The organism is Patiriisocius sp. (assembly GCF_051252435.1).
Lineage (GTDB): Bacteria > Bacteroidota > Bacteroidia > Flavobacteriales > Flavobacteriaceae > Patiriisocius.
This window is the reverse complement of sequence record NZ_JBPOFW010000004.1, coordinates 32,452-55,318: the sequence shown is the minus strand read 5'-3', so window position 1 is coordinate 55,318 and position 22,867 is coordinate 32,452. Positions and strand designations below refer to the sequence as shown.

The following is a 22,867-nucleotide window of genomic DNA, read 5'->3' as shown; positions in this document are numbered from 1 at the left end:
AACAAATCTAAATGAAGTTTTTTTCACTTCGGAAACTTCAACTCTTTTTTTTAGTTGAAAAGTGATTACTCTAAAGCAAAAAAAAGGCTTCGGAAATTTTAAATTTCCGAAGCCTTTAGCATTACTTAAAAAGTATCTCTACTTGATCATCTCATAACTGCGCTTTATAAACGAAGTCATGTCTGCACCTTTCAATAATCCTTTGCTCAACTTTGCAAGATCTAGTGCTTGGTTGACCAATCGTTCTTTTTTCTTCGTGGTTTTTGTATTTAAAATTTCGGCAACCAATTCGTGATTGGTGTTCACGATGAGGTTGTACATGTCTGGCATGTTACCCATTCCAAACATTCCACCGCCTCCGCCATTTTGCTGCATCTCTTTCATTCTACGCATAAATTCTGGTTCGGTAATAATGAAAGGATTTGCATTGCTGTCCATTGCTTCTAATTGAACTGAAAATTTTTCAGACGGTATCATTTCCGTTAGGAATGTCTTTAACGTTTCTTTTTCTTCATCGTTCAATTTTGAAATAGCCTCGTCCTCTTTTTTGATGAGGTTGTCAATATGGTCACCGTCAACGCGTACAAAAGAAATATTCTCTTGGCTCGTTTCCATTTTTTGAATCAAATGCGAAATGATTGGAGAGTCCAACAACAATACCTCATAGCCTTTATCTTTCGCAGACTGGATGTAGCTGTGTTGCTCGTCTTTGTTGCTCGCATACAGTAAAACTAATTTATCATCTTTGTCTGTCTGTGCGGCAGCCAACTTTTCTTTCAGTTCAGCAAACGTGAAGTATTTGCCATCAACGGTAGGGTAGAGCATAAAGTCTTGGGCTTTGTCGAAGAATTTTTCCTCCGTCAACATCCCGTATTCAATCACTATTTTAATATCGTCCCATTTGGCTTCAAAATCCTCACGGTTTTCATTGAACAAACTCTTTAGTTTATCTGCCACTTTACGCGTGATGTAACTAGAAATTTTCTTAACTGCTCCATCAGCCTGTAAATAACTACGCGAAACATTTAAAGGAATATCTGGCGAATCTATTACACCTCTCAACATCGTTAAAAATTCTGGTACGATGCCTTCCACGTTGTCCGTCACAAATACTTGGTTTTGGAACAACTGGATTTTATCCTTTTGAATTTGCATATCCTTGTTCATCTTTGGGAAATATAAAATCCCCGTTAAGTTGAAAGGATAATCAACATTTAAATGAATATTAAATAACGGCTCCTCAAACTGCATAGGGTACAACTCACGGTAAAAAGATTTGTAATCCTCATCTTTTAACTCCGTAGGTTGTTTTGTCCAAGCTGGTTTTGGGTTATTAATAATATTGTCAACTTCTTTCGTAGGCGCAGCATCTTCTTCTTTAGCGTCTTTTGGCTTGGGAAGTGTTTCCGTTTTTGTACCAAACTTAATCGGTACCGGCATAAACTTGTTGTACTTATTTAATAATCCTGAAATTTTACTGTCTTCAAGAAATTCAGTTTCATCGTCACTTATGTGTAAGATGATTTCAGTACCGCGCTCCGTTTTTGAAGCTTCTTCCAACGTGTAGTTAGGCGATCCATCACACGTCCAGTGTGCAGCTGGTTCCTCTTTGTAACTTTTTGTGATGATTTCAACTTTGTTGGCTACCATGAAAGCCGAATAGAAACCAAGACCAAAATGCCCAATAATTCCAGCATCTTCGCCTTTTGTGTCTTTGTATTTCTCGATAAACTCTTCTGCTCCAGAAAATGCAATTTGGTTGATGTATTTATCAACCTCTTCTTTTGTCATCCCTATACCTTGGTCGACGATGTGCAATTTCTTTCCTTCTTTGTCAATTTTAACCTCAATGATTGGGTTGCCGTATTCCACTTTGGCCTCACCAATATTTGTAAGGTGTTTTAGCTTTAGGGTCGCATCTGTCGCGTTACTTATCAACTCACGCAAGAAAATTTCGTGGTCGCTGTATAAAAACTTTTTGATAAGTGGAAAGATATTCTCCACCGCTACATTAATAGTTCCTGTGCTCATTATTCAAATTATTTTTTCCGAAAAACTTCGGAGTTATTAGTATTGTTTTTTGTATAATTTTTCACTTCGGAAATGTGCCAAGCATTTAAAATTTCCGAAGCTAACATTTCTATTTCAAACAGAGTACCAAAAAGGATGATGTGACAGGATGTCACGGTGAAACTTAAATCGAAAACGAAATAAAATTGAGTTTTAACTTTGTACCATTTTAACAAAACATTTTGTTTAACCTTAAATTAAAATGGTTAAACGTTTTGTATCTTTACATTCTAAATCAAGAGATTATGAGTGCGAAGAAAGCAACCACAACGGCTAAGAAAACTACAACTAAAAAAGCGGCTTCAAAAAAGAAAGAAATTACGAGAGATGTAATTATTTCAGCATATATGGACTATGTGTTGGAAAATGAGCGAACTCCAAAAAGTGTATACAAGTTTGCCAAAGAACATGGAATGACCGAAAGTGAATTCTATAAATTTTTCGGAAGTTTTGAAGGGTTACAAAAAGACATTTGGACTACATTTTTTGACCACTCAATGAAGTTGGCTCATAAAAATCCGGAGTATCCACATTCCAGCAATCAAGAAAAAATGCTCACTTTTTTCTACACTTTTTTTGAAATGCTCACGGCGAATAGAAGTTATGTGTTATTCAGTTTGAAAGAACATAATGACATGATGAAAAATATGGTGCAGTTAAAAGGGTTGCGCAAACATGTAAAGGAATTTGCTGGAGAATTGATACAAGACAAGAATGATGAAAAGAGTTTCAAGATTTTAAAACAACCCGTTTCGGTTTTTAGTGAAGGGGCTTGGTTACAAACCTTGTTCATTTTAAAATACTGGATGGAAGACAACTCTCCCTCTTTTGAAAAGACAGATGTCGTTATTGAAAAATCGGTACGAGCCATTTTTGATGTTTTTGAAACCACACCGTTGGAAAGCGTGCTTGATTTTGGAAAATTTTTGTGGAAAGAAAAAATGAATTAGCACTTAGGCTCCGTTCAGTGACCATTTATAACAGTACAAAATAATCGAATTTGAAAACAATAGATAGTATACCCACGGGTAAAATTTCAAGAGCTTCAAAGCTTGTGAAAACTGGTGTTAAAGTTGGTGGAAATTATTTAAAATATTACGGAAATAAAATAGTAGACCCAGAAAACGCAAAGGATAAACTCAATCAAGACAATGCAAGCGATATTTATGACGGACTCAAATCTTTAAAGGGGTCAGCGTTAAAAGTTGCTCAAATGTTGAGTATGGAAAAGAACATTATGCCAAAGGCATACGTGGAGCAATTTTCATTAGCTCAATTTTCGGTACCGCCTTTGTCTGCTCCTTTGGTGAGAAAAACATTTAAGAAGTACTTCGGAAAATATCCAGAAGAATTGTATGATAGTTTTGATGCAAATTCTATAGCTGCAGCAAGTATTGGGCAAGTACACATCGCCGAAAAAGATGGTAAAAAATTGGCTGTAAAAATTCAATATCCCGGAGTTGCCGAAAGTATTACGAGCGACCTCGCAATGGTAAAACCTGTTGCGATGAAAATGTTCAACATTAAAGGGAAAGACAGCGATAAATATTTCAAGGAAGTAGAGGGTAAATTATTGGAAGAGACAGATTACAATCTCGAAGTGGAGCAGAGCAACGCAATGGTAAATGCGTGCAGTCATATTCCGAATTTAAAATTTCCGAAGTACTATAAAGAATTATCAAATGAGCGCATCATCACTATGGATTGGATGGAAGGCGAGCACTTGAGTGAGTTTACCAAAAAGCCATTTTCAAAAGGCGTTGCCAACAAATTGGGGCAAGCGTTGTGGGATTTTTATATGTACCAAATGCACGAATTGAAACGTGTTCACGCAGACCCGCATCCGGGGAATTTTTTAGTGTCAAAAGAAAATGAATTGATTGCGATAGACTTTGGTTGTATCAAAGAAGTACCCATGGAATTTTACACACCATATTTTGAATTGGCAATCCCTGAAAATATAAATGATCCAAAAATCTTTAAGGAGAAATTATACGAATTAGAAATTTTAATGCCGAATGATACTGCAGAAGAAGTAACCTTTTTCTCTGAGTTGTTTCATGAAATGTTGAGTTTGTTTACACAGCCAATGCATAATGAAACGTTTGATTTTAGCAATGAGGATTTCTTTGGTAAAATAGCCGACTTAAGTGAGAAATATTCAAAGGACACCGAAATTAGAAAAATGAACGGAAATAGAGGATCAAAACATTTCTTATACATCAATCGAACCTTTTTTGGTCTCTATAATCTAATGAACGATTTGGGTGCCGAGATTAAAGTGAATAATTACAGAAATTTTATAAAAAATTAACAAAACTTTGTTTATTCTTTTTTCATTATGATTAAACAAAATAATATCTTTATAGCATAAAGTAATATTGATTACATACTTAGTAATCTTTTTATTTTATTGGTTAGGTTGTTTAGAAAAGAGAGGCGCGAGCTTCTCTTTTCACATTTTAATGAAACTCAATGATGCTGGCAGAGCATCTGCATTATTAGAAATTGATTTAAATAATAATCCCGCCTTTACGGCGGGATATTTGTTTCAGATATTTTTAACAACGTTTAAAGATTTTACTTTTTAATACCTTCACTTGTTTTTAGCTCATTGCTATTTCTATTTTTGACGTAGGTTTCTAACCACGTATCTTGTTCCCAAAGTAAATGTAAAATGCTCTCCTTAGCACGATATCCATGACTTTCTTTAGGCAACATTACCAATCTTGCAGGTGCTCCAAGACCTTTTAATGCATTGAAATAACGCTCACTTTGTAATGGATACGTTCCGCTATTGTTGTCTGCTTCACCGTGAACTAATAGTAGCGGTGTTTTCATTTTATCTGCGTGCATAAATGGGGACATGGTATTGTATGTTTCTGGGGAATCCCAATAACTACGCTCTTCACTTTGAAAACCAAATGGTGTCAATGTCCTGTTATAAGCTCCGCTTCTTGCAATTCCTGCAGCAAACAAATCACTATGGCTCAATAAATTTGCAACCATAAATGCCCCATAACTATGGCCTCCAACTCCCACGCGTGTTCTGTCAATATATCCTAAATCGTCCACCGCATCAATCGCAGCTTTTGCATTGCCCACGAGTTGTTTTCTAAAGGTGTCATTAGGTTCTTCATCGCCTTCGCCCACAATAGGAAATGCAGCGTCATCAAGTACGACATACCCACGAGTTACCCAATAAACTGGGCTGCCGTAGTACGGGTAAATAAATTCGTTGGGATTTGAGGTGCTTTGTGAAGCACTATTTTTATCCTTAAACTCACGCGGATATGCCCACAAAATCATTGGCATTTTTTCTTTTTTCTCCATGTCATAACCAACAGGTAGATATAGGGTTCCCTCTAATTCTAATCCGTCGTCTCTTTTGTAAGTGATAACTTCTTTGTGTACATCTTGCAAACTTTTAAAAGGATTCTCAAAAGCTGTCACTGGAGTTAAATCGTTTTTCTTTTTAATATTTCTGAAATAATAATTAGGATATTCATTTTGCGATTCAATACGAACAAGCACTTTTCCTTTTTTGATATCAATCATTTCATAGATATTTTCTTTTTTATCTGTGTATGCAGATTCATATAATCTATTTGTTTTTTGGGTCTTTAAATTTATTTCGTCAATAAACGGAAACTGTCCTTTTTCTGAATATCCATCACCTATTAAATAAGCTGTCGAACCATCGAGTGCCAATACCGAGCGGTCGTATTCATTTCGTTTTGTCACAAAACTTCCTGGGTCGCTGTATTGATCTTGGTAATTGCGATCACTAATTATTTTTGCATCTTTCCCTCCATTTGAAGGATTAAAAAGATAGGTTTTTGTATTTCGGGTATTCCACCAATAGTCAGTACCAATTGCAATATTATCATCTCCCCAAGTGATGCCAGAATAGCGTTGTTTGGTTTTAAAAATCTCTTTGCCACTTCCAGTAAATGGAGCATCTAATTGATACACAATATCTCTATAACCCACTTCAATTTCTGGGTCTCCTTTGTCTTGCGCCATTGCATATGTTAGCGTTGCGGGTTTGTCGTCTCTCCAACTCATATCTCTCTTTCCCATCCTTGTGGACATAAAACCTTTTGGGCGAACTTCGTCAAGGGGAACTTCGTTTACGGTGGTTTTAAAAGTCCCTTTGTTGTCATAAATCATTTCGTCGTACGGAAATCTATAATAAGGAACCAGGTAAGAAAAGGGTCTTTTTATTTTTGAAACGAGCACATAATTCCCATCGGGAGAGAAGGAAATGCTTCTGTACATTCCGCTGTCCAAGAAATTTGAAACAGTACCATTTAAGTCCACCTTTTTAATTTCAGAAATCGCTAATTGTTCAAAATTGGCTTCGTCATTCGGGTTTTTTAATAAATCTTGGTAGGTTCTATTTTGTGCTTTTTCTCCATTACTCACTGAAATCGTTGGGCCTGTTGGCACAGCTTCGTCCACATTGATGAGCGCATTTCGGTTTCCCGGCAGCATTTTTACCAATAGCGCATTGTTGTCTTTAAACCAGTTGAGCGCATCGCCCATATTTGCGTTTACAGTAGCGTTCGTCAATTTTTTAACGCTTGCTTTCTCAATGTTCAAAACCCAAACTTCAACACCTTCGTTTGTGGTATTCAAACATGCTATCATTTTTTGATTGGGTGACCACGAAAAGTTGGAAAGACGTGGATTTTCAGGCAGACCGCTTACTTGCGTATCACTCGTGGCCGTTGCTTTTTTTACTTTAATATTGTTCCAAAAATTGGTGCGACTCCCAATATTCGTTTTTGGGTTGATGCGTAATCCCGCAAGGCGAAGTTCATTTTCAGAAAGCTCTGCGATGCTTTTGTACGGATCCCGAAAAAGCATTACCACATTTTCTCCCTTGTCATCCAGCAAAACTGAAGGCGCAAGCGGTGCGTCCACTAAGTCCAAAATTGATTTTGGGGGTTTTTGATATCCATCTGTGTCTTGTGCAACGAGTGGCGATAGACAGATTAAAAAGGCTAAAAGGAGTGTTAATTTTTTCATAGTTTTTTAATGTTTAAAATGATACTGTTTACTTCGGAAATGTTAAATCCCTGCAACCGGTTTTATTAATTTAAAATTTCCGAAGAAAGACTAAAGATTTTTACTGGTTTTAGAGGTTTAAAAGTTACGGATTTTAAAACCAAATTACCACATTTCTATTATGCATGCATAGTGAAAGATGTGTAAAATATGAAATCGCATATTGCTAAATATGTATCTTTCCGTCTTAAAACAGGAGCAGATTATGTATTCTTCAAAAATAAGCGGTGTAGGGCATTATGTGCCAGAAAATATTGTGACAAATGACGATTTGTCGAAATTAATGGATACCAACGATGCTTGGATTCAAGAACGTACGGGCATCAAAGAAAGGCGGCACATTAAAAAAGGCGATGGAAATTCTACGTCGATTATGGGCGTGAAGGCTTCCAAGATTGCACTGGAAAGAGCAGGTTTGACGCCAGATGATATTGATATGATTGTGTTTGCAACGTTGAGCCCAGATATGTATTTTCCGGGAGGTGGCGTGCAGGTGCAAGAGATGATGGGGATGCGAACGATACCCGCGCTGGATGTAAGAAACCAGTGTAGTGGGTTTGTGTATTCGGTTTCGGTGGCGGACCAATTTGTAAAAACCGGAATGTACAAACACGTCCTCGTTATTGGTAGTGAAAACCATAGCGGCGGACTCGATTTTACAACGCGTGGGCGAGGGGTTTCGGTGATTTTTGGTGATGGGGCAGGAGCTGTTGTTGTTTCAAGAAATGAACGCAAAAGTGGCGGAATACTTTCCACTCATTTACACAGTGAAGGAAAACACAAAGACGAATTGGCGTTACAAGGCCCAGCCACACAACATTGGGTCCCTGAAATTATCGCCGAAAACGACCAAGAAAATATACCGTATTACCCGCACATGAACGGGCAGTTTGTTTTTAAACACGCAGTAGTGCGCTTTAGCGAAGTGATTAAAGAAGGGCTTGAAGCAAACGGTTTGACCACGGCAGATATAGACCTTTTTATCCCGCATCAAGCTAACTTGCGTATTTCGCAATACATCCAGCATAAAATGAAAGTAGCGGACGATAAGGTTTTTAATAACATCCAGAAATACGGAAATACCACAGCGGCATCCATCCCCATCGCTTTATCTGAAGCTTGGGAGCAAGGGAAAATAAAGGAAAATGATTTGGTGGTGCTGGCTGCTTTTGGTAGTGGCTTTACGTGGGGTAGTGTTGTTATTAGATGGTAGGGAAGATTTACGATTTTTGATGTACGATTTTGAAAATTTTTATGTTGTGGATTTCCCCCTTCGGGGGCTAGGGGGACTTATTTTTAGGTAAGCTTTTTCCTTACATTTTATTCTCTGTGGCCTTTTTGTTGATAAATAGTTTTTGGAATACTATTGTTGTAATATAATTTCAGAAAAAAGAAAACCGCTTATTACTAGAATGTAGCAGGCGGTTTTTTGGATTGTAAAAGTAACTTTTAAATTGGAGCACTAAAGATACTGACCGTTGCAGGGTTTGATGTATCACCGTAAATGACATATAAATTACCATTGAAAACAGTCATTGCTTCAATGGTTGTGAATTCTGCACTATCGTCTAAATTATGAGCTAGTACTGTAAATGAATCATCAAGAGTATTGTAAACTCCAAAATTAATAGTTTTATCAAACGAATCATCATCATCACTTCCATTATCCGTTCTAGTTTCATAACCTACGTAGATTAAATGTTCATTTCTTGAGGCATTCGAACTATATGGATCATCTGGCATATCAAAACTTGTAATTTCTCCAGTAAGAATATTGAGTATATAACTTTCTTTTTCTGGGATTGGATTTCCAATATTGAACCCATTCCGCCCACCAAAAATATATAGTTTGTCGTTTACAACTTCATTATCTGAGCGAAAACGTGTCACAGGGAGTATAGCTATTTCTTGAATTTCATTAGTGATATAATTATAGGATCTTATTTTATTTGCTAAATCATTTTGTGCAGTATCTCCACCCGTGATGTACGCTAAATCATTTTGTACAGAAAACCCAAAGCGTGTTAATGCTAAGTCATGCTGAAAAATTGAAGTGGGGTCACCATTTGGATTTAGTGGGTACGTATTTGCAAATTGTCCTCCAAATACAACCAATTCATTATTGATAATATTAAGTCTTTTTGTTACGTACTGGTCTTGATAGAATAGATTTTCTTCAAATGTATTAGTGTCGATATTGAATTTTAAAATCTGTTCAGGTCCAGGATCTCCTGGAATAGTTATTTGACTGTCATCTCTAGTAATAATGTAAAAACTATTTTCACTATAGCTACCTATAAATCCTGTTGCAATCTCAGCACCTAAAATATTAGAATTTTCAGTAGTAAAACTTGTAACTAACGAAAAATCCAACCCATTCGCAGGAATACTAGCATAATCAGCTTGCATTTTTTGAGTAAGGGTTATGGATAAATCACCACTCGCTTGTCTGCCCGAGGTGGTCAATACACCTGTTATTGTGTTTGCATCAACCACATCAAAAGTAAATGCGCCATCAAGCGTTGTTAAGCTCGTCCCGCTATCTGTATAAAAGGTAACGCTAGAACTTATAGGACCTAAATAATAGTCCAGCAATGTTTCTTGGTTTGTTGTGCCTTCTAAATTAACCGCATGTCCAGGGCGCCAATTGAGCATTCCATTTTCTACCGTTCCAGAAAATATAAACTCATCATCAGTGATATTAAAGTTAGAAGAGAGGTCGAGTATCGTGCCATTTGCATCTAATTGAGCACTACTTATTTTCCACGTTTTTGCATCGCCGCCAGTAAGGATTTCAATAGAGTTTGCTTGAATTGCATCTATGCTTGCGACTGGGTCAACGGCATCATCATTTCCACAATTAGTTAGCATAAAAAATGCAACGGGTAATAAGGCTATTTTTAAAAGGGTATTTTTCATTTTATTTTTAATGATTAATAAGTTTGCTAATATATATATATATATATATATATATATAATTTACTATTCTAAACCTATTAAAATTAATCACAAAAAAAAGCCCCCAGACTTCTCTGAGGGCTTACACTTAAAAACCTAATGTACTTACTTATAAAATCGTGAAGGCTAATTCAAATAATTATATAATTTTTTCTTAGGTAATGCTCAAAACAAACAATGAGCATCTTTTTCTTTATAGACGCAATAACTAAGGCAAGTGTTTCAGTTATTTCGGTTTATTTTAAAATATTTAACTTTTAGTTGAAATTTCAGTAAAAAAACAGCCCCAAAATCTAGAATCCTGGGGCTGTAACTCTATTGCAATTATTAACACTAACCATCAACGTAAAATTCATCGCAATAAAGTGAAAACGTTTCTATGTAATAGACGCTCCATTTTCAAACCTGTTACACTTGTTTTAATATTTAACATTTTCTTCGGAAATTTAAAATAGTGGAAGCTTAATTTTATGTTTGACGGATGACGGATGACGGATGACGGATGACGGATGACGGATGACGGATGAAACCGATTTTTGAATTGAACATGATTTTAACTCCCCTCCCTCGGGGAACTTGTCCCGTGTTTATTTCGGGAGGTTGGGGGAGGCCAAATAGAAAGTCCCCCTAGCCCCCGAAGGGGGAATGTTGAGGAATAAATAAAACAATCTAATTGAAAAGCTCCCCTCCCTCGGAGGGGTTGGGGGAGGACTAAATAATTAATATGAAAAAGAAAACTCTAGTTATAGGCGCTAGCCTTAAAACAAATAGATATTCAAACATAGCAATCAATCGCTTGACTATGTACGGTCATCCCTTGGTTGCCATCGGACTCAAAAAAGGCGAAGTCGCAGGTGTTGAAATTGATACTGAAATGGTTGATTATGAAAATATAGATACTGTTACCTTATACCTCAATCCGCAACGACAAGAGGAATATTACGATTATATAATTTCACTAAAACCCAAACGCGTTGTATTCAATCCTGGAACAGAAAACCCTGAATTTTATAAATTATTAAAAGAAAACAATATTGAATCTGAAGTAGCGTGCACACTAGTGCTTCTCGGTACGAATCAATACTAATCCTAAATACGTTAGGAGTCCGTTGAGTATGAGAATAAAGAAGCCGAACTCAAATTCAAACCACGCCAAACTAAAATAGCTTATCGCATATCCTAAAAATGGAGTTGCAATCGCTATCAAAGGCACAAATTTATCCTTCACGTTCCATTTTGAAAATAACCCAAAAGCATACATTCCCAACAAAGGCCCATACGTATATCCAGCAAACGTAAACAGTTTTGTGATTACTGAAGTATCTCCAATAATATAGTTAAAAAAGATAATCACGAATATCAAAACAAACGACATTGCGATATGCACACGCTTTCGTATTTTGATTTGTTTCTCTTCGGTATGTTTCTTTTCAATATCTAAAATATCAATACTAAAAGAGGTCGTTAGCGAGGTTAATGCACTATCTGCGCTAGAATATGCGGCTGCGATAAGACCAAGTAAAAAGAACACTGCCAGCCCAATTCCCATTCCAGATTCCACAGCGATGGTTGAGAACAATTTATCTTTTGTAGCGTCGATTCCGTTTTGTTGCGCGTACAAGGTTAATAAAAGGCCGAGGCATAAAAACACCATATTTACCACGGTCAAAACAAGTGTAAACCAGAAAACATTTTTTTGAGCATCTTTTAAGGTTCGGCAAGTAAGGTTTTTTTGCATCATATCTTGGTCAAGACCCGTCATTACAATAGCAATAAAAGCACCGCTTACAAATTGCTTGAAAAAGTTATTGCCACTTTTTATATCGTCAAAAAAGAATATTTGAGACATATCACTTTCGCTAATCTTTTGGAATAATGAAGCTCCAGATAATCCAAGTCCTTCGGAAACGTAATAAATTGCAACCCCTAGTGCTGTTAGCATAAAGAGTGTTTGTAAAGTATCTGTCCAAACAATGGTTTTGATTCCGCTTTTAAAAGTGTACAACCAAATCAACAAAATAGTAACGGTTACGGTAAACCAAAAGGGAACGCCCTCATTTCCGAAGAAATTAATTTTATCAAAAACCAAATCTTGCAACACAATTGCAACGAGGTATAATCTAAAACTTGCTCCCACAATACGAGAAAGTAAAAAGAAAGAAGCCCCCGTTTTATACGAAGCATTGCCAAACCTCCCGTCGAGATAACTGTAAATTGAAGTGAGATTCAAACGATAATAGAGCGGTAAAAGCACCATCCCAATTACAGCATACCCAATCGTATAGCCCAACACCACTTGAAAATAGCCAAAACTAATTCCCTCAACAGCACCCGGAACAGATATAAATGTCACCCCACTTAATGATGCGCCAATCATTCCAAAGGCAACCAAATACCAAGGCGATTGTTTGCCAGCTTTGAAAAAGTCGGCATTACTACCACCTCTATTTGTTAAAAATGAAATGAGCAATAGCAATCCAAAATAACCGCCAATAAGACCTAAAATTTGATATGGAGTCATAATTATAGTGGTAAATAGGTGTTTTTTATGAGATGTAAATGTACAAAGTTTGGACAGCTACGATTTGTTTTTTAGTTATTTTTGTTAGGCAATTTTTACACTAATTGTTGTTTTAATTTTAATTTATGAAGAAAAATATTTATTTCCTACTTGTCCTTTTTATTTCAATTTCAACAGTTTCTGCGCAGGAATATTTACGTATGATTGATGCTGGTACTTTTTCAGTAGAAGAAGTTGTCGCTAGCGCTGAAGCGTATTTTGCAGATAAGGACAAAGGCAAAGGTTCGGGCTACAAACAATTTAAACGTTGGGAATACATGGCTTACAGAAGGATGAATGAAAATGGATTTATACCCTCAGATGCCCAAAACCTAGCGGAATTACAACGTTACAATACTTATTTAAATGAAACAGCCGCAAACAGAGCACAGCTTGTTGATGACTGGGAAGAAATAGGGCCTTTCAATTTTAATAATTTGAGCTCTTGGAGTCCTGGACTGGGTAGAATTACTGGTTTTTCTGTTGCTGCAGACAATAGTGACCATATTATCGTTAGTGCCGAAACAGGTGGAGTTTGGAAAACATTGGATGGAGGGCAATCTTGGAATCCGTTGAATGATCAATTTTCTAATTTATATACCTATTCTGTCACTATTGATCCTTTGGATTCTTCTGTGTATTATTTTGGGTCTTCAAATGGACGTATTTATAAGTCTTTAGATGCTGGAGGTACGTGGAATAATATTGGCACTATTGGGAATTCAGTAGTAAATAAAATATTGATTCATCCAGTAGATACTTCTATTTTATTTGCTACATCGGAGTATGCTGGAATATATAGAAGTAGTGATGGTGGTGCAAACTGGATTCAGATTACAACTGACGGTCGTGGTTTTGATATTGAATTTAAGCCAGGAAATCCAGATGTGGTATATGCTTCGGGAAATGGGTTTCATAAATCTATTGACGGCGGAATTACATTCACTACTATACCTAATCTGTCTAGCGATGCTCAAATGATAGGAGTTTCAGCAGATGATCCAGAAGTTGTTTATGTTATTCAAGCAATTTCTGGAAGCTTTGAGGGTCTTTTTAAATCTACCGATGGAGGAGATTCTTTTACAGAGTTAGATCAAGGAGGTCTTAACTACTTTGGGTATGAAATAAACGGTTCAGATAATAGTGGCCAAGCTCCTAGGGATATGGATATAGATGTAAACCCAAATGATGTGGATGAAGTTCATATTGCAGGAATACAAACTTGGCGTTCACTAAATGGAGGTGTTTCGTTTGAATGTACCTCAAGTTGGTTAATCGATTTAGCTGCAAATGAAGGAATAGGGTATTGTCATGCAGATGTGGATATCATTGGTTTTGTAGGAACAACATTATTTGTAGGTACAGATGGCGGTTTTTTTAAAGCCGAGAATACCCAAAATTTAAATGCAGATTATTTTACAAATTTATCCGAAGGATTAGGTATTCGCCAATTCTATAAAATAGGAGTTTCACAAGAAACCGATGTAACCGTTGTGGGAGGGTCTCAAGACAATGGAGGGTCTTTTTATACAGAGAATACGGACTGGAGAGAATGGTACGGAGCAGATGGAATGGAGGGTTTTGTGTCTCGTACAGACGACAATCAATTTTATGGGATGATTCAACTAGGTTCTTTGTATAAATCTAATAATCAAGGCGTTAATATTCAGGGAGTAAATACCCCAGGTGGTGGCTCAGGAAATTGGGTGACACCGTTAGAGGAAGATCCGAGTCAAAACGGAACTTTGTATGTTGCTTACAGAAACGTCATTAAGTCAACAAACGGTGGTAACTCTTGGACGACGATTTCGCAACAATTTCCTAGAAACATCGACCATTTAAAGATTGCGCCGTCAAATAATCAAATTATGTATATAACTGAAAACACAAGACTCTATAGAACTCAAGATGGTGGTGCAACTAACTGGGAAGATATGGGCACTTATGGAGGTTCAGCACGTTCATTGGCCGTGCATCCTACAAATCCTAATAAAATTGCAGTGGCTTCAAATAATGCGAATAAAGTTTTTATTTCAAACGATGGTGGCGAGACTTGGATAAATTATAAAAAGAACTTACCAAACTTTAGCGCAACAGCAATTATATGGGATGACAATGGACAGGACGGTCTTTATTTGGGTATGGACTACGGTGTGTATTACATAGACAATACGCTCGAAGATTGGGAGCCTTACAGCACAAATCTCCCTAATGTAATCATCAATGAGTTTGATATTAATAACACAACAAATACATTATATGCAGGGACCTATGGTCGCGGTCTTTGGGCGTCACCTTTAGTAGAAGACAACCTTGGAACAACTGATTTTATTTCAGAAAATCAAGTTGTGTTGTACCCCAATCCAGCAACGAATACTGTTTTACTGAGGGTGCCTTTTGAAACCGAAGCAGATATAGAAATCTATGATGTCAACGGAAAATTAATGATAAATTTAAAAAACTTGTTTCTTTCTTCGGAAACCGAACTTGATATTAACAGATTGCCACAAGGTGTCTATTTTGTTAGAATCGAAACTTCAAAAGGAACGGTGACAAAAAAATTAATCAAGCAATAGTTTTCAAAAATTAAAGATTATCAATGCTTCAGGAATGAGAATTTTCTGAAGCATTTTTTTTATCTTGCAGCCAATGGATTTCTCTTCAAAATTACTTGAAAATGCAGTAAATGAAATGTCACAATTACCAGGAATTGGTAAGCGTACCGCATTACGTCTTGTACTCCATTTGTTAAAACAACCCACCCAACAAACAGAAGCTTTATCCGAAAGTTTGCAACAAATGCGTGCACTCGTCAATTTTTGTGATAACTGCCACAATATAAGTGACACAAAACTTTGCGAAATATGTGCCAGCCACAACCGTAATGAACGTATTGTTTGCGTCGTAGAAGACATTAGAGATGTCATGGCCATTGAAGCCACCAGCCAATACCGTGGGCACTACCATGTACTCGGCGGGAAAATTTCCCCTATGGATGGAATAGGACCTTCAGATTTAAATATCAATTCGCTTGTAAAAAAAGTGAGCGAAGGCAAGATTGACGAAATAATTTTTGCGCTTTCATCAACAATGGAAGGCGATACCACAAACTTTTATGTGTTTAGACAAATTGAAGAATACAAGATTACAACCTCAACCATCGCCCGTGGAATTTCTGTGGGAGACGAGCTAGAGTATGCAGATGAGGTAACATTGGGGCGTAGTATTGTGAATCGCATCCCGTTTGAAAATTCATTGAAAAACTCCTAAATAAAGCACATTGAAACTTTCGGTCATCATTCTCAATTATAATGTGCGCTATTTTTTAGAGCAGTGCATCGAGAGTGTTTTAAGGGCAACAAAAAATATTGATGCCGAAATTATTATCATCGACAACGCGTCTTCAGATGATAGTTGTAGTATGGTACAGCAGAAATTTCCGAAGCTGAAATTAATTGAAAATAAAGAAAATGTAGGCTTTAGCAAAGCAAACAATCAAGCCGTTGACGAAGCCATTGGCGAATACGTTTGCATCTTAAATCCAGACACCGCAGTTGCCGAAAATACGTTTGCTGAATCATTAAAATTCGCAGAGTCTCAAGAAAATATTGGTGCTGTAGGCGTTTATTTAATGGACGGAACAGGTAATTTCTTGCCAGAAAGTAAGCGGAATATTCCCAAACCTTTTGTCTCATTTTTAAAGATGATTGGTTTTACAAATATGTATTATGCGACTAAAATTTCAGCAGAAAATAGGGGTCAAGTTTCGGTTTTGGTGGGAGCATATATGTTGATGAAACGTTCAATTTACAATGAAGTGGGCGGATTTGACGAAGCTTATTTTATGTATGGTGAGGATATTGACTTGTCGTATAAAATAGAGAAAGCGGGATATAGAAATCAGTACCTCGGAAATCTAAAAACCTTGCACTATAAAGGCGAAAGCACCACCAAAGATGCGGTTTATTTAGAACGTTTTTACGGCGCGATGAAAATATTTTATAGCAAACATTTTAGTTCTAACTTTCTGTTCAATGGTATCGTGAGCTTAGGTGTCAAGTTAGCTTCAAAGTCAAATAAAACAACCGAAGCCGAAAACAGCAGCTCATTTTCGAAGCCAGAAAAAGCATACATATTGACTGAAAATTTATCTTTGTTTAGAGATATTTCAAAAGTGTTGGATATGGAGATTACAGCCTCTTCTAAAAATATTTTTCAAGACAGTTTATTTTCAAACACACTCTTTGTGTTTGATGCAGATTATATGCCTTATGGCCAGATATTTAATGTGATGGCCCAGCTAAAAGTAAGGAATAATATTTTCAGAATTTGCCCGCCAAGGTGTAATTTCATGGTGGGAAGTGACCGTAGTGACGAAAAAGGAACGGTAGTCGTTTTTTAGAAATATTTAAAAGATGGCTTACAAAATTTAACTAATTTTGCACCTGCAAACTTTAAAAGCTATTTACAGCAAAATACTATGGCAAAATTTGAATTAAAACTTCCTAAAATGGGCGAGAGCGTTGCCGAAGCTACGGTGACCAACTGGTTGAAAAATGTAGGTGACACCATTGAAGCAGACGAGGCGGTACTTGAAATTGCAACAGATAAAGTAGATAGTGAAGTGCCAAGTGAAGTGGACGGTGTGCTGGTTGAGATTTTATTTAATACGGATGATGTAGTGCAAGTAGGGCAAACGCTTGCAATTATTGAAACTGACGGAGAAGCAACCGCAACTCAAACCACGGAGGCAAGCAATAATGAAATGACCGCACCACCAGCAAAAACTGTGGAAGCGGTTGAAGCAACAGTGACGGCCGCTAAAGAAAGTACAGCGCCGGTAAGTAGCACCGAAGAGCGTTTTTATTCTCCATTAGTTAAAAACATGGCGAGCCAAGAAGGTATCTCTCAATCTGAATTGGATGCAATTAACGGAACAGGAAAAGATGGTCGTGTTACTAAAAACGACATGCTCGAATACATCGCTAGCAGAGGTTCAGAAAAAGCAAATACTCAACAAAATAATGTTGGTGCACAGCCTAAAACTGTTATCGAAGCTAAAAATCCGGTGGCTGCAACAAATGCTCCTGCAAAGCCAAAAGCACCAGTTTCGGTAAATAGTGGTGACGAAATTATTGAGATGACACGTATGGGGAAACTCATTGCACATCACATGGTGGAGAGCGTTCAAACAAGTGCTCATGTACAATCCTTCATAGAGGCCGATGTTACAAATATTTGGAATTGGCGTAAAAAAGTGAAGGATGCATTCATGAAACGTGAGGGTGAGAATTTGACCTTCACTCCTATATTTATGGAAGCCGTGGCAAAGGCGTTGAAAGATTTTCCAATGATGAATATTGCCGTGGATGGTGATAATATTATCAAGCGTAAAAATATAAACCTTGGGATGGCAGCTGCGTTGCCAGATGGTAATTTGATTGTCCCAGTAATTAAAAATGCAGACCAACTCAACTTAGTTGGAATGACAAAAGCTGTGAATGATTTGGCTGGGCGGGCGAGAGATGGAGCCTTAAAACCAGATGATATTCAAGGCGGTACCTATACGGTAACAAATGTGGGAACCTTTGGCAGCATTATGGGAACCCCAATTATCAATCAGCCACAAGTGGGTATTCTCGCATTGGGTGGCATTAGAAAAGTACCTGCGGTAATCGAAACCCCAGATGGCGATTTTATAGGCATTCGTTACAAAATGTTCTTATCCCACAGTTATGATCACCGTGTTGTCAATGGCGCACTTGGAGGTCAATTTGTAAAAGCGGTAGCAGATTATCTACAAGGTTGGGATAGTAAAAGAGATATTTAAAATAAGTAGGCAAAGCCGAAATATTACATAAAAAAGCTCCGATTTTCATTTGAAATTCGGAGCTTTTTTGTTTTTGTTACTAAGCTATTGATTACTTAACTCAGTCATCACATCCTCCAATTCATCATATCCAAAAATAGCTTCGGTTTTGTTCCATATTACTGGGAAACGTATTTGTGTTTTTTCGGTGAACGAACTTTCTATAAATGCCATAAACTGTTTGTAAAGTATGGGGTCTTCATCGAGATTGAAGTTTCTAAAATCTATGCGCTTGTAGGTTAATTCCTCTTCCAAACGCTTGCAACGGTCGCAACCAGCTTTTGAGAACATGACTAGTTTTCCTTCAATAACCCGTGAAATATCAGACGCTGCTTTGGTATAAGAAATGTCCTTTGTGTTGTCCAATTTGTCGTTGATAATCAACTCGTAGGTGTATGACGCGTTGGGTTCGTCTATTGCAATTAAAGTGGCCAAAGGTATTTTCCGTTTGGCTGGAACATCGATGAGAATTGGCTTATCGGCACTTCGGCGATAGCCGTTGGCGTTGATGAGCACAAAAATGTTTAGAGTTTCGTCTGTAGTGTTTTCGGCTTTGAGTACAATGCGTTTTCCTTTTTTCTCTTCGGAAATGATAATCCTATCTTGCTGTGCCCAACTAAAAGCTGTACATAATAGGACGCCAAAGAGGAGTGTTTTTTGTAATGCATTCATAAGTACAAATATAAGGATTGGTTTTGGTTGTTATTTATTTCCGAAGAAATTAGGGTTGGCGCATTTCCGAAGAAATTATTTTCAATATCAAATTAGAGTTCAAGTTCAAAAACCTATTTTCTCAGTACCTTTGTCGCATAAAATATATCAATGGAATTACAACTCACAAAACCTATTTGCTTTTTTGACCTTGAAACCACCGGAATCAATATTGCGGTGGACCGTATTGTGGAGATTTCGATTTTAAAGGTATTCCCTAATGGAAATAAAGAAAGCCATACATGGCGCGTTAATCCCACGGTACCCATCCCTGCGGCGACAACAGCCGTCCATGGAATTACTGACGAAATGGTTGCCAATGAACCCACCTTTAAAGAACTTGCTAAAAAAGTTTATGATTTAATAAAGGATAGTGATTTGGGTGGTTTTAATAGCAATCGTTTTGATATTCCGTTACTTGCCGAAGAATTGCTAAGAGCCGAAATAGATTTTGATATGAAGAAAAATCTCGCTGTTGATGTACAGACAATTTTTCATAAAAAGGAAAAACGCACGCTGGAAGCTGCTTACAAGTTTTACTGCGATAAAGAGCTGGTGGACGCACATAGTGCGGCTGCAGATACGAATGCCACGTATGAGGTTTTAAAAGCACAATTGGATAGATATCCAGACCTCGAGAACGATATGTCCACGCTTGCTGAGTTTAGCGCACATAGAAAGTTTGCAGATTTTGCTGGCTATATTGGGTACAATAAAAAAGGAAAAGAAATGTTTGCGTTTGGTAAGCATAAGGGAACATTGGTGGAAGACGTGCTGGAAAATGAGCCGGGATATTTTGGTTGGTTGTTAAATGCCGATTTTCCGTTATACACTAAAAAAGTGTTGACGCGTATTAAATTGAGTAAATTGAATAATAAGTTTTAAGATGAAAATAATTTGCATAGGCCGTAACTATACAGATCATATAGCCGAATTGGAGAACGAACGTCCAACAGACCCTGTGGTATTCATGAAACCGGATACTGCAATATTATTAAAAAAGCAGCCGTTTTTTATTCCAGAATTTTCAGACGATGTCCACCACGAAGTGGAAATTTTAGTGAAGATTACCAAAATAGGGAAACACATTGATGCAAAGTTTGCCCATAAATATTATGACCAAATAGGACTGGGCATAGATTTTACCGCTAGAGATTTGCAATCTAAATTAAAAGAAAAAGGACTTCCTTGGGAAAAAGCAAAGGGATTTGATGGGTCTGCAGTAATCGGAAAATTTATAGATAAGTCTGAATTTGAGAATATTAATAATATAAACTTTAGGCTTGAAAATAACAAAAAAGTAGTCCAAAACGGCAATACTTCATTAATGCTGTGGAAAATTGATGCTTTAATCGAATATGTCTCAAAATATTTTACTTTGAAGATAGGAGATATTATCTTTACCGGCACACCAAGTGGTGTGGCAAAAGTAACAACAAACGATAACCTAACAGGATACATCGAAGACAAAAAAGTCTTTGATATTAAAATAAAATAATTAGATGGAAAGAAGCTATTCAAAAGAAAGTCTAAATGAAATTGCCGGTGGTGATGAAGACTTTATGGAAATAGTAGCGAACACGTTTCTAGAAGAGATTCCCCCAGATCTAGCAGCGTTACAAGAAGCTATTGCAAACGATAATAAAGAACTTGCATATCAATTTGCCCACAAAATGAAACCAAATCTTGAAATGTTTGGTATCGATGTGCAAAAGGATGTTGCTGCCATTGAAAACTGGACAAAAACTTCAAAATCAAATAGCACAATAGAAGGTAATATTGACCGTCTGGTTGAAGTATTACAAATCGTATTCAAAGAATTACAAGAAGATTACCAATAGCCTATGCGTGCCGAAATAATTACCATTGGCGACGAAATACTAATAGGGCAAATAGTTGATACCAATTCTGTTTTTATCTCAAAAGAGTTAAACAAAATTGGTGTAAACGTGTATCAAATTACATCCATTCAAGATGACCGAACGCATATTCTAAGCGCATTGAAAGACGCCAACGAGCGTGTGGATATCGTTTTAGTTACCGGAGGTTTGGGTCCTACAAAAGATGATATTACCAAGAAGACTTTCTTAGAGTATTTTGACGATACCCTCGTTGAAAACAAGGAGGTTCTAGAAAATATCAAGCACATATTTGCCTCCTACATTGGTAGGGAACCTTTGCCCTCAAACTTTGAACAAGCTCAGGTGCCTTCAAAGGCAATCGTGTTAAATAATCTTAATGGTACCGCACCGGGTATGTGGATGGAACAAAATGAGACCGTCTTTGTATCTATGCCAGGAGTTCCTTACGAGATGAAACAATTGATGCTTGATGAGGTACTTCCTCGCATTGTAAAAAAATTCAATCGCCCATTTATTTATCATAAAACATTGTTGACTTACGGGAAAGGGGAGAGCCAGATTGAACAAATAATCACAAACTGGGAAACCGCTCTACCTGCGGAAATCAAACTGGCGTATTTACCATCGTTAGGGCGTGTGCGGCTTAGATTGTCATCAATGGGGAAAGATGAAATTTTGCTGAAACAATCCGTTGATTCCCAAATGGACGTCCTTCATGAAATGTTGAAAGATATCGCAGTGGGTTACGAGGACGAAAATAGCATTCAAAGTAAAATTTCCGAAGCTTTACAAGAAAAAGGTCAATTTTTGAGCGTTGTAGAAAGTTGTACGGGAGGTAGAATAGCTTCTGAAATTACTGAAATTGCAGGCTCGTCACTATATTTCAAAGGCGGATTGGTACCGTATGCAACGCAGTTGAAAAGTGATATTCTGGGCGTTGACCCAAAAATTATTGATACCTACAGTGTGGTAAGCATTGAAGTTGCCGAAGAAATGGCAAAAAAATCAAACCAATTATTCAGAACCGAATATGCAATTTCCACCACAGGGATTGCGGGTCCCACAAAAGGAGAGGCGGTTGACGAAGTGGGAACGGTATGTATTGCTGTGGCAGGTCCGGAGAGAGTTATTAGTGAAAAATTTAACTTTGGGAATACCCGAGAAAGAGTTATTGGGAAAGCCGTCAATAAGGCTTTTGAAATGTTACTAAAAGAAATTTCAAAAAACTAAATTTCTTTTGTTGCGGGAACCAATAAATATCCTTAAATTTGCACCCTGTTTGAAAAATAATTAAAATTATCCCGCAATGTCTAGAGTTTGTGAGCTTACCGGAAAGAGAGCAATGGTTGGAAACAACGTATCTCACGCCATGAATAAAACAAAACGCAAGTTTGATGTAAACTTATTTAAAAAGCGTTTTTACCTTCCTGAAGAAGATAAGTGGATTACACTTAAAGTTTCGGCTTCAGCGATAAAAAATATTAATAAAAGAGGAATCTCTGCCGTTGTCAAAGAAGCACGCGCAAAAGGTTTTACTAATCAATAATCGTTAACGATTAAAGTCTACTACAATGGCTAGAAAAGGAAATAGAGTACAGGTAATTTTAGAATGTACAGAGCATAAAGAATCTGGGCAGCCAGGAACATCTCGTTACATTACTACAAAGAACAAAAAGAACACGCCAGATAGAATGGAGTTGAAAAAATTCAACCCAGTCTTAAAGAAAATGACTGTTCACAAAGAAATTAAGTAAGAATTAAATT

Annotated in this window: 19 protein-coding genes; 14 read left to right on the top strand and 5 right to left on the bottom strand. The window is 37.0% G+C overall.

Annotated features, from left to right (window positions below; all coding sequences use genetic code 11):
* Positions 1-138: 138 nt before the first annotated feature.
* Positions 139-2,031: a molecular chaperone HtpG gene (htpG, locus tag ACSHW7_RS09830; RefSeq protein WP_435679178.1), complete on the bottom strand. Its 1,893-nt coding sequence runs from the start codon at positions 2,029-2,031 to the stop codon at positions 139-141.
* Positions 2,032-2,315: 284 nt separating this feature from the next.
* On the opposite strand from htpG, the gene ACSHW7_RS09825 reads away from it, so the two are divergent.
* Together ACSHW7_RS09825 and ACSHW7_RS09820 are read left to right on the top strand one after the other, a co-directional pair.
* The gene (locus ACSHW7_RS09825) at positions 2,316-3,020 is read left to right on the top strand and encodes a TetR/AcrR family transcriptional regulator (protein ID WP_435679177.1); all 705 of its coding nucleotides are present in this window, start codon (positions 2,316-2,318) and stop codon (positions 3,018-3,020) included.
* Positions 3,021-3,070: 50 nt separating this feature from the next.
* Positions 3,071-4,384: an ABC1 kinase family protein gene (locus ACSHW7_RS09820; RefSeq protein WP_435679176.1), complete on the top strand. Its 1,314-nt coding sequence runs from the start codon at positions 3,071-3,073 to the stop codon at positions 4,382-4,384.
* A gap of 266 nt (positions 4,385-4,650) precedes the next feature.
* Here the strand turns inward: ACSHW7_RS09820 and ACSHW7_RS09815 are convergent, their stop codons facing one another.
* Complete coding sequence (locus ACSHW7_RS09815) at positions 4,651-7,104, bottom strand: alpha/beta hydrolase family protein (protein ID WP_435679175.1); 2,454 nt, start codon at positions 7,102-7,104, stop codon at positions 4,651-4,653.
* 244 nt (positions 7,105-7,348) lie between these two features.
* On the opposite strand from ACSHW7_RS09815, the gene ACSHW7_RS09810 reads away from it, so the two are divergent.
* On the top strand, positions 7,349-8,356 hold the full coding sequence (locus ACSHW7_RS09810; RefSeq protein WP_435679174.1) for a 3-oxoacyl-ACP synthase III family protein: 1,008 nt from the start codon (positions 7,349-7,351) through the stop codon (positions 8,354-8,356).
* 236 nt (positions 8,357-8,592) lie between these two features.
* Here ACSHW7_RS09810 and ACSHW7_RS09805 read toward each other — a convergent pair whose 3' ends face one another.
* Positions 8,593-10,062 (bottom strand): hypothetical protein, encoded by a 1,470-nt coding sequence (locus tag ACSHW7_RS09805; RefSeq protein WP_435679173.1) that lies wholly within the window; start codon positions 10,060-10,062, stop codon positions 8,593-8,595.
* Positions 10,063-10,825: 763 nt separating this feature from the next.
* Between ACSHW7_RS09805 and ACSHW7_RS09800 the strand changes: the two genes are divergently transcribed.
* Positions 10,826-11,188, top strand: a complete 363-nt coding sequence (locus ACSHW7_RS09800) for a CoA-binding protein (RefSeq protein ID WP_435679172.1) — start codon at positions 10,826-10,828, stop codon at positions 11,186-11,188.
* Here the strand turns inward: ACSHW7_RS09800 and ACSHW7_RS09795 are convergent.
* Complete coding sequence (locus ACSHW7_RS09795; protein WP_435679171.1) at positions 11,159-12,622, bottom strand: sodium:solute symporter; 1,464 nt, start codon at positions 12,620-12,622, stop codon at positions 11,159-11,161. The two genes, ACSHW7_RS09800 and ACSHW7_RS09795, sit on opposite strands and share 30 nt — an antisense overlap.
* Before the next feature lie 125 nt (positions 12,623-12,747).
* Between ACSHW7_RS09795 and ACSHW7_RS09790 the strand changes: the two genes are divergently transcribed.
* The 4 genes from ACSHW7_RS09790 to ACSHW7_RS09775 all read left to right on the top strand — a co-directional run bounded on the left by ACSHW7_RS09790 (position 12,748) and on the right by ACSHW7_RS09775 (position 18,491).
* The gene (locus ACSHW7_RS09790) at positions 12,748-15,237 is read left to right on the top strand and encodes a VPS10 domain-containing protein (RefSeq protein WP_435679170.1); all 2,490 of its coding nucleotides are present in this window, start codon (positions 12,748-12,750) and stop codon (positions 15,235-15,237) included.
* Between the two features lie 73 nt (positions 15,238-15,310).
* Entirely contained in the window at positions 15,311-15,931 is a 621-nt protein-coding gene (recR, locus tag ACSHW7_RS09785) for a recombination mediator RecR (protein ID WP_435679169.1), read from the top strand.
* A 10-nt stretch (positions 15,932-15,941) separates the two neighbouring features.
* On the top strand, positions 15,942-17,063 hold the full coding sequence (locus ACSHW7_RS09780; RefSeq protein ID WP_435679168.1) for a glycosyltransferase family 2 protein: 1,122 nt from the start codon (positions 15,942-15,944) through the stop codon (positions 17,061-17,063).
* Between the two features lie 78 nt (positions 17,064-17,141).
* The gene (locus ACSHW7_RS09775) at positions 17,142-18,491 is read left to right on the top strand and encodes a dihydrolipoamide acetyltransferase family protein (RefSeq protein ID WP_435679167.1); all 1,350 of its coding nucleotides are present in this window, start codon (positions 17,142-17,144) and stop codon (positions 18,489-18,491) included.
* 84 nt (positions 18,492-18,575) lie between these two features.
* Here ACSHW7_RS09775 and ACSHW7_RS09770 read toward each other — a convergent pair whose 3' ends face one another.
* On the bottom strand, positions 18,576-19,202 hold the full coding sequence (locus ACSHW7_RS09770; protein WP_435679166.1) for a glutaredoxin family protein: 627 nt from the start codon (positions 19,200-19,202) through the stop codon (positions 18,576-18,578).
* 150 nt (positions 19,203-19,352) lie between these two features.
* Between ACSHW7_RS09770 and ACSHW7_RS09765 the strand changes: the two genes are divergently transcribed.
* The 6 genes from ACSHW7_RS09765 (at position 19,353) to rpmG (ending at position 22,857) form a co-directional block, all read left to right on the top strand.
* Positions 19,353-20,126, top strand: coding sequence for an exonuclease domain-containing protein (locus ACSHW7_RS09765; protein WP_435679165.1), 774 nt, complete (start codon positions 19,353-19,355; stop codon positions 20,124-20,126).
* Position 20,127: 1 nt separating this feature from the next.
* Positions 20,128-20,739, top strand: coding sequence for a fumarylacetoacetate hydrolase family protein (locus ACSHW7_RS09760; protein WP_435679164.1), 612 nt, complete (start codon positions 20,128-20,130; stop codon positions 20,737-20,739).
* Positions 20,740-20,743: 4 nt separating this feature from the next.
* Entirely contained in the window at positions 20,744-21,082 is a 339-nt protein-coding gene (locus ACSHW7_RS09755) for an Hpt domain-containing protein (protein WP_435679163.1), read from the top strand.
* Between the two features lie 3 nt (positions 21,083-21,085).
* Positions 21,086-22,333 (top strand): competence/damage-inducible protein A, encoded by a 1,248-nt coding sequence (locus ACSHW7_RS09750; protein WP_435679162.1) that lies wholly within the window; start codon positions 21,086-21,088, stop codon positions 22,331-22,333.
* A gap of 76 nt (positions 22,334-22,409) precedes the next feature.
* Positions 22,410-22,649, top strand: a complete 240-nt coding sequence (gene rpmB / locus ACSHW7_RS09745) for a 50S ribosomal protein L28 (protein ID WP_435679161.1) — start codon at positions 22,410-22,412, stop codon at positions 22,647-22,649.
* A gap of 25 nt (positions 22,650-22,674) precedes the next feature.
* Entirely contained in the window at positions 22,675-22,857 is a 183-nt protein-coding gene (gene rpmG / locus ACSHW7_RS09740) for a 50S ribosomal protein L33 (RefSeq protein WP_435679160.1), read from the top strand.
* Positions 22,858-22,867 lie beyond the last annotated feature (10 nt).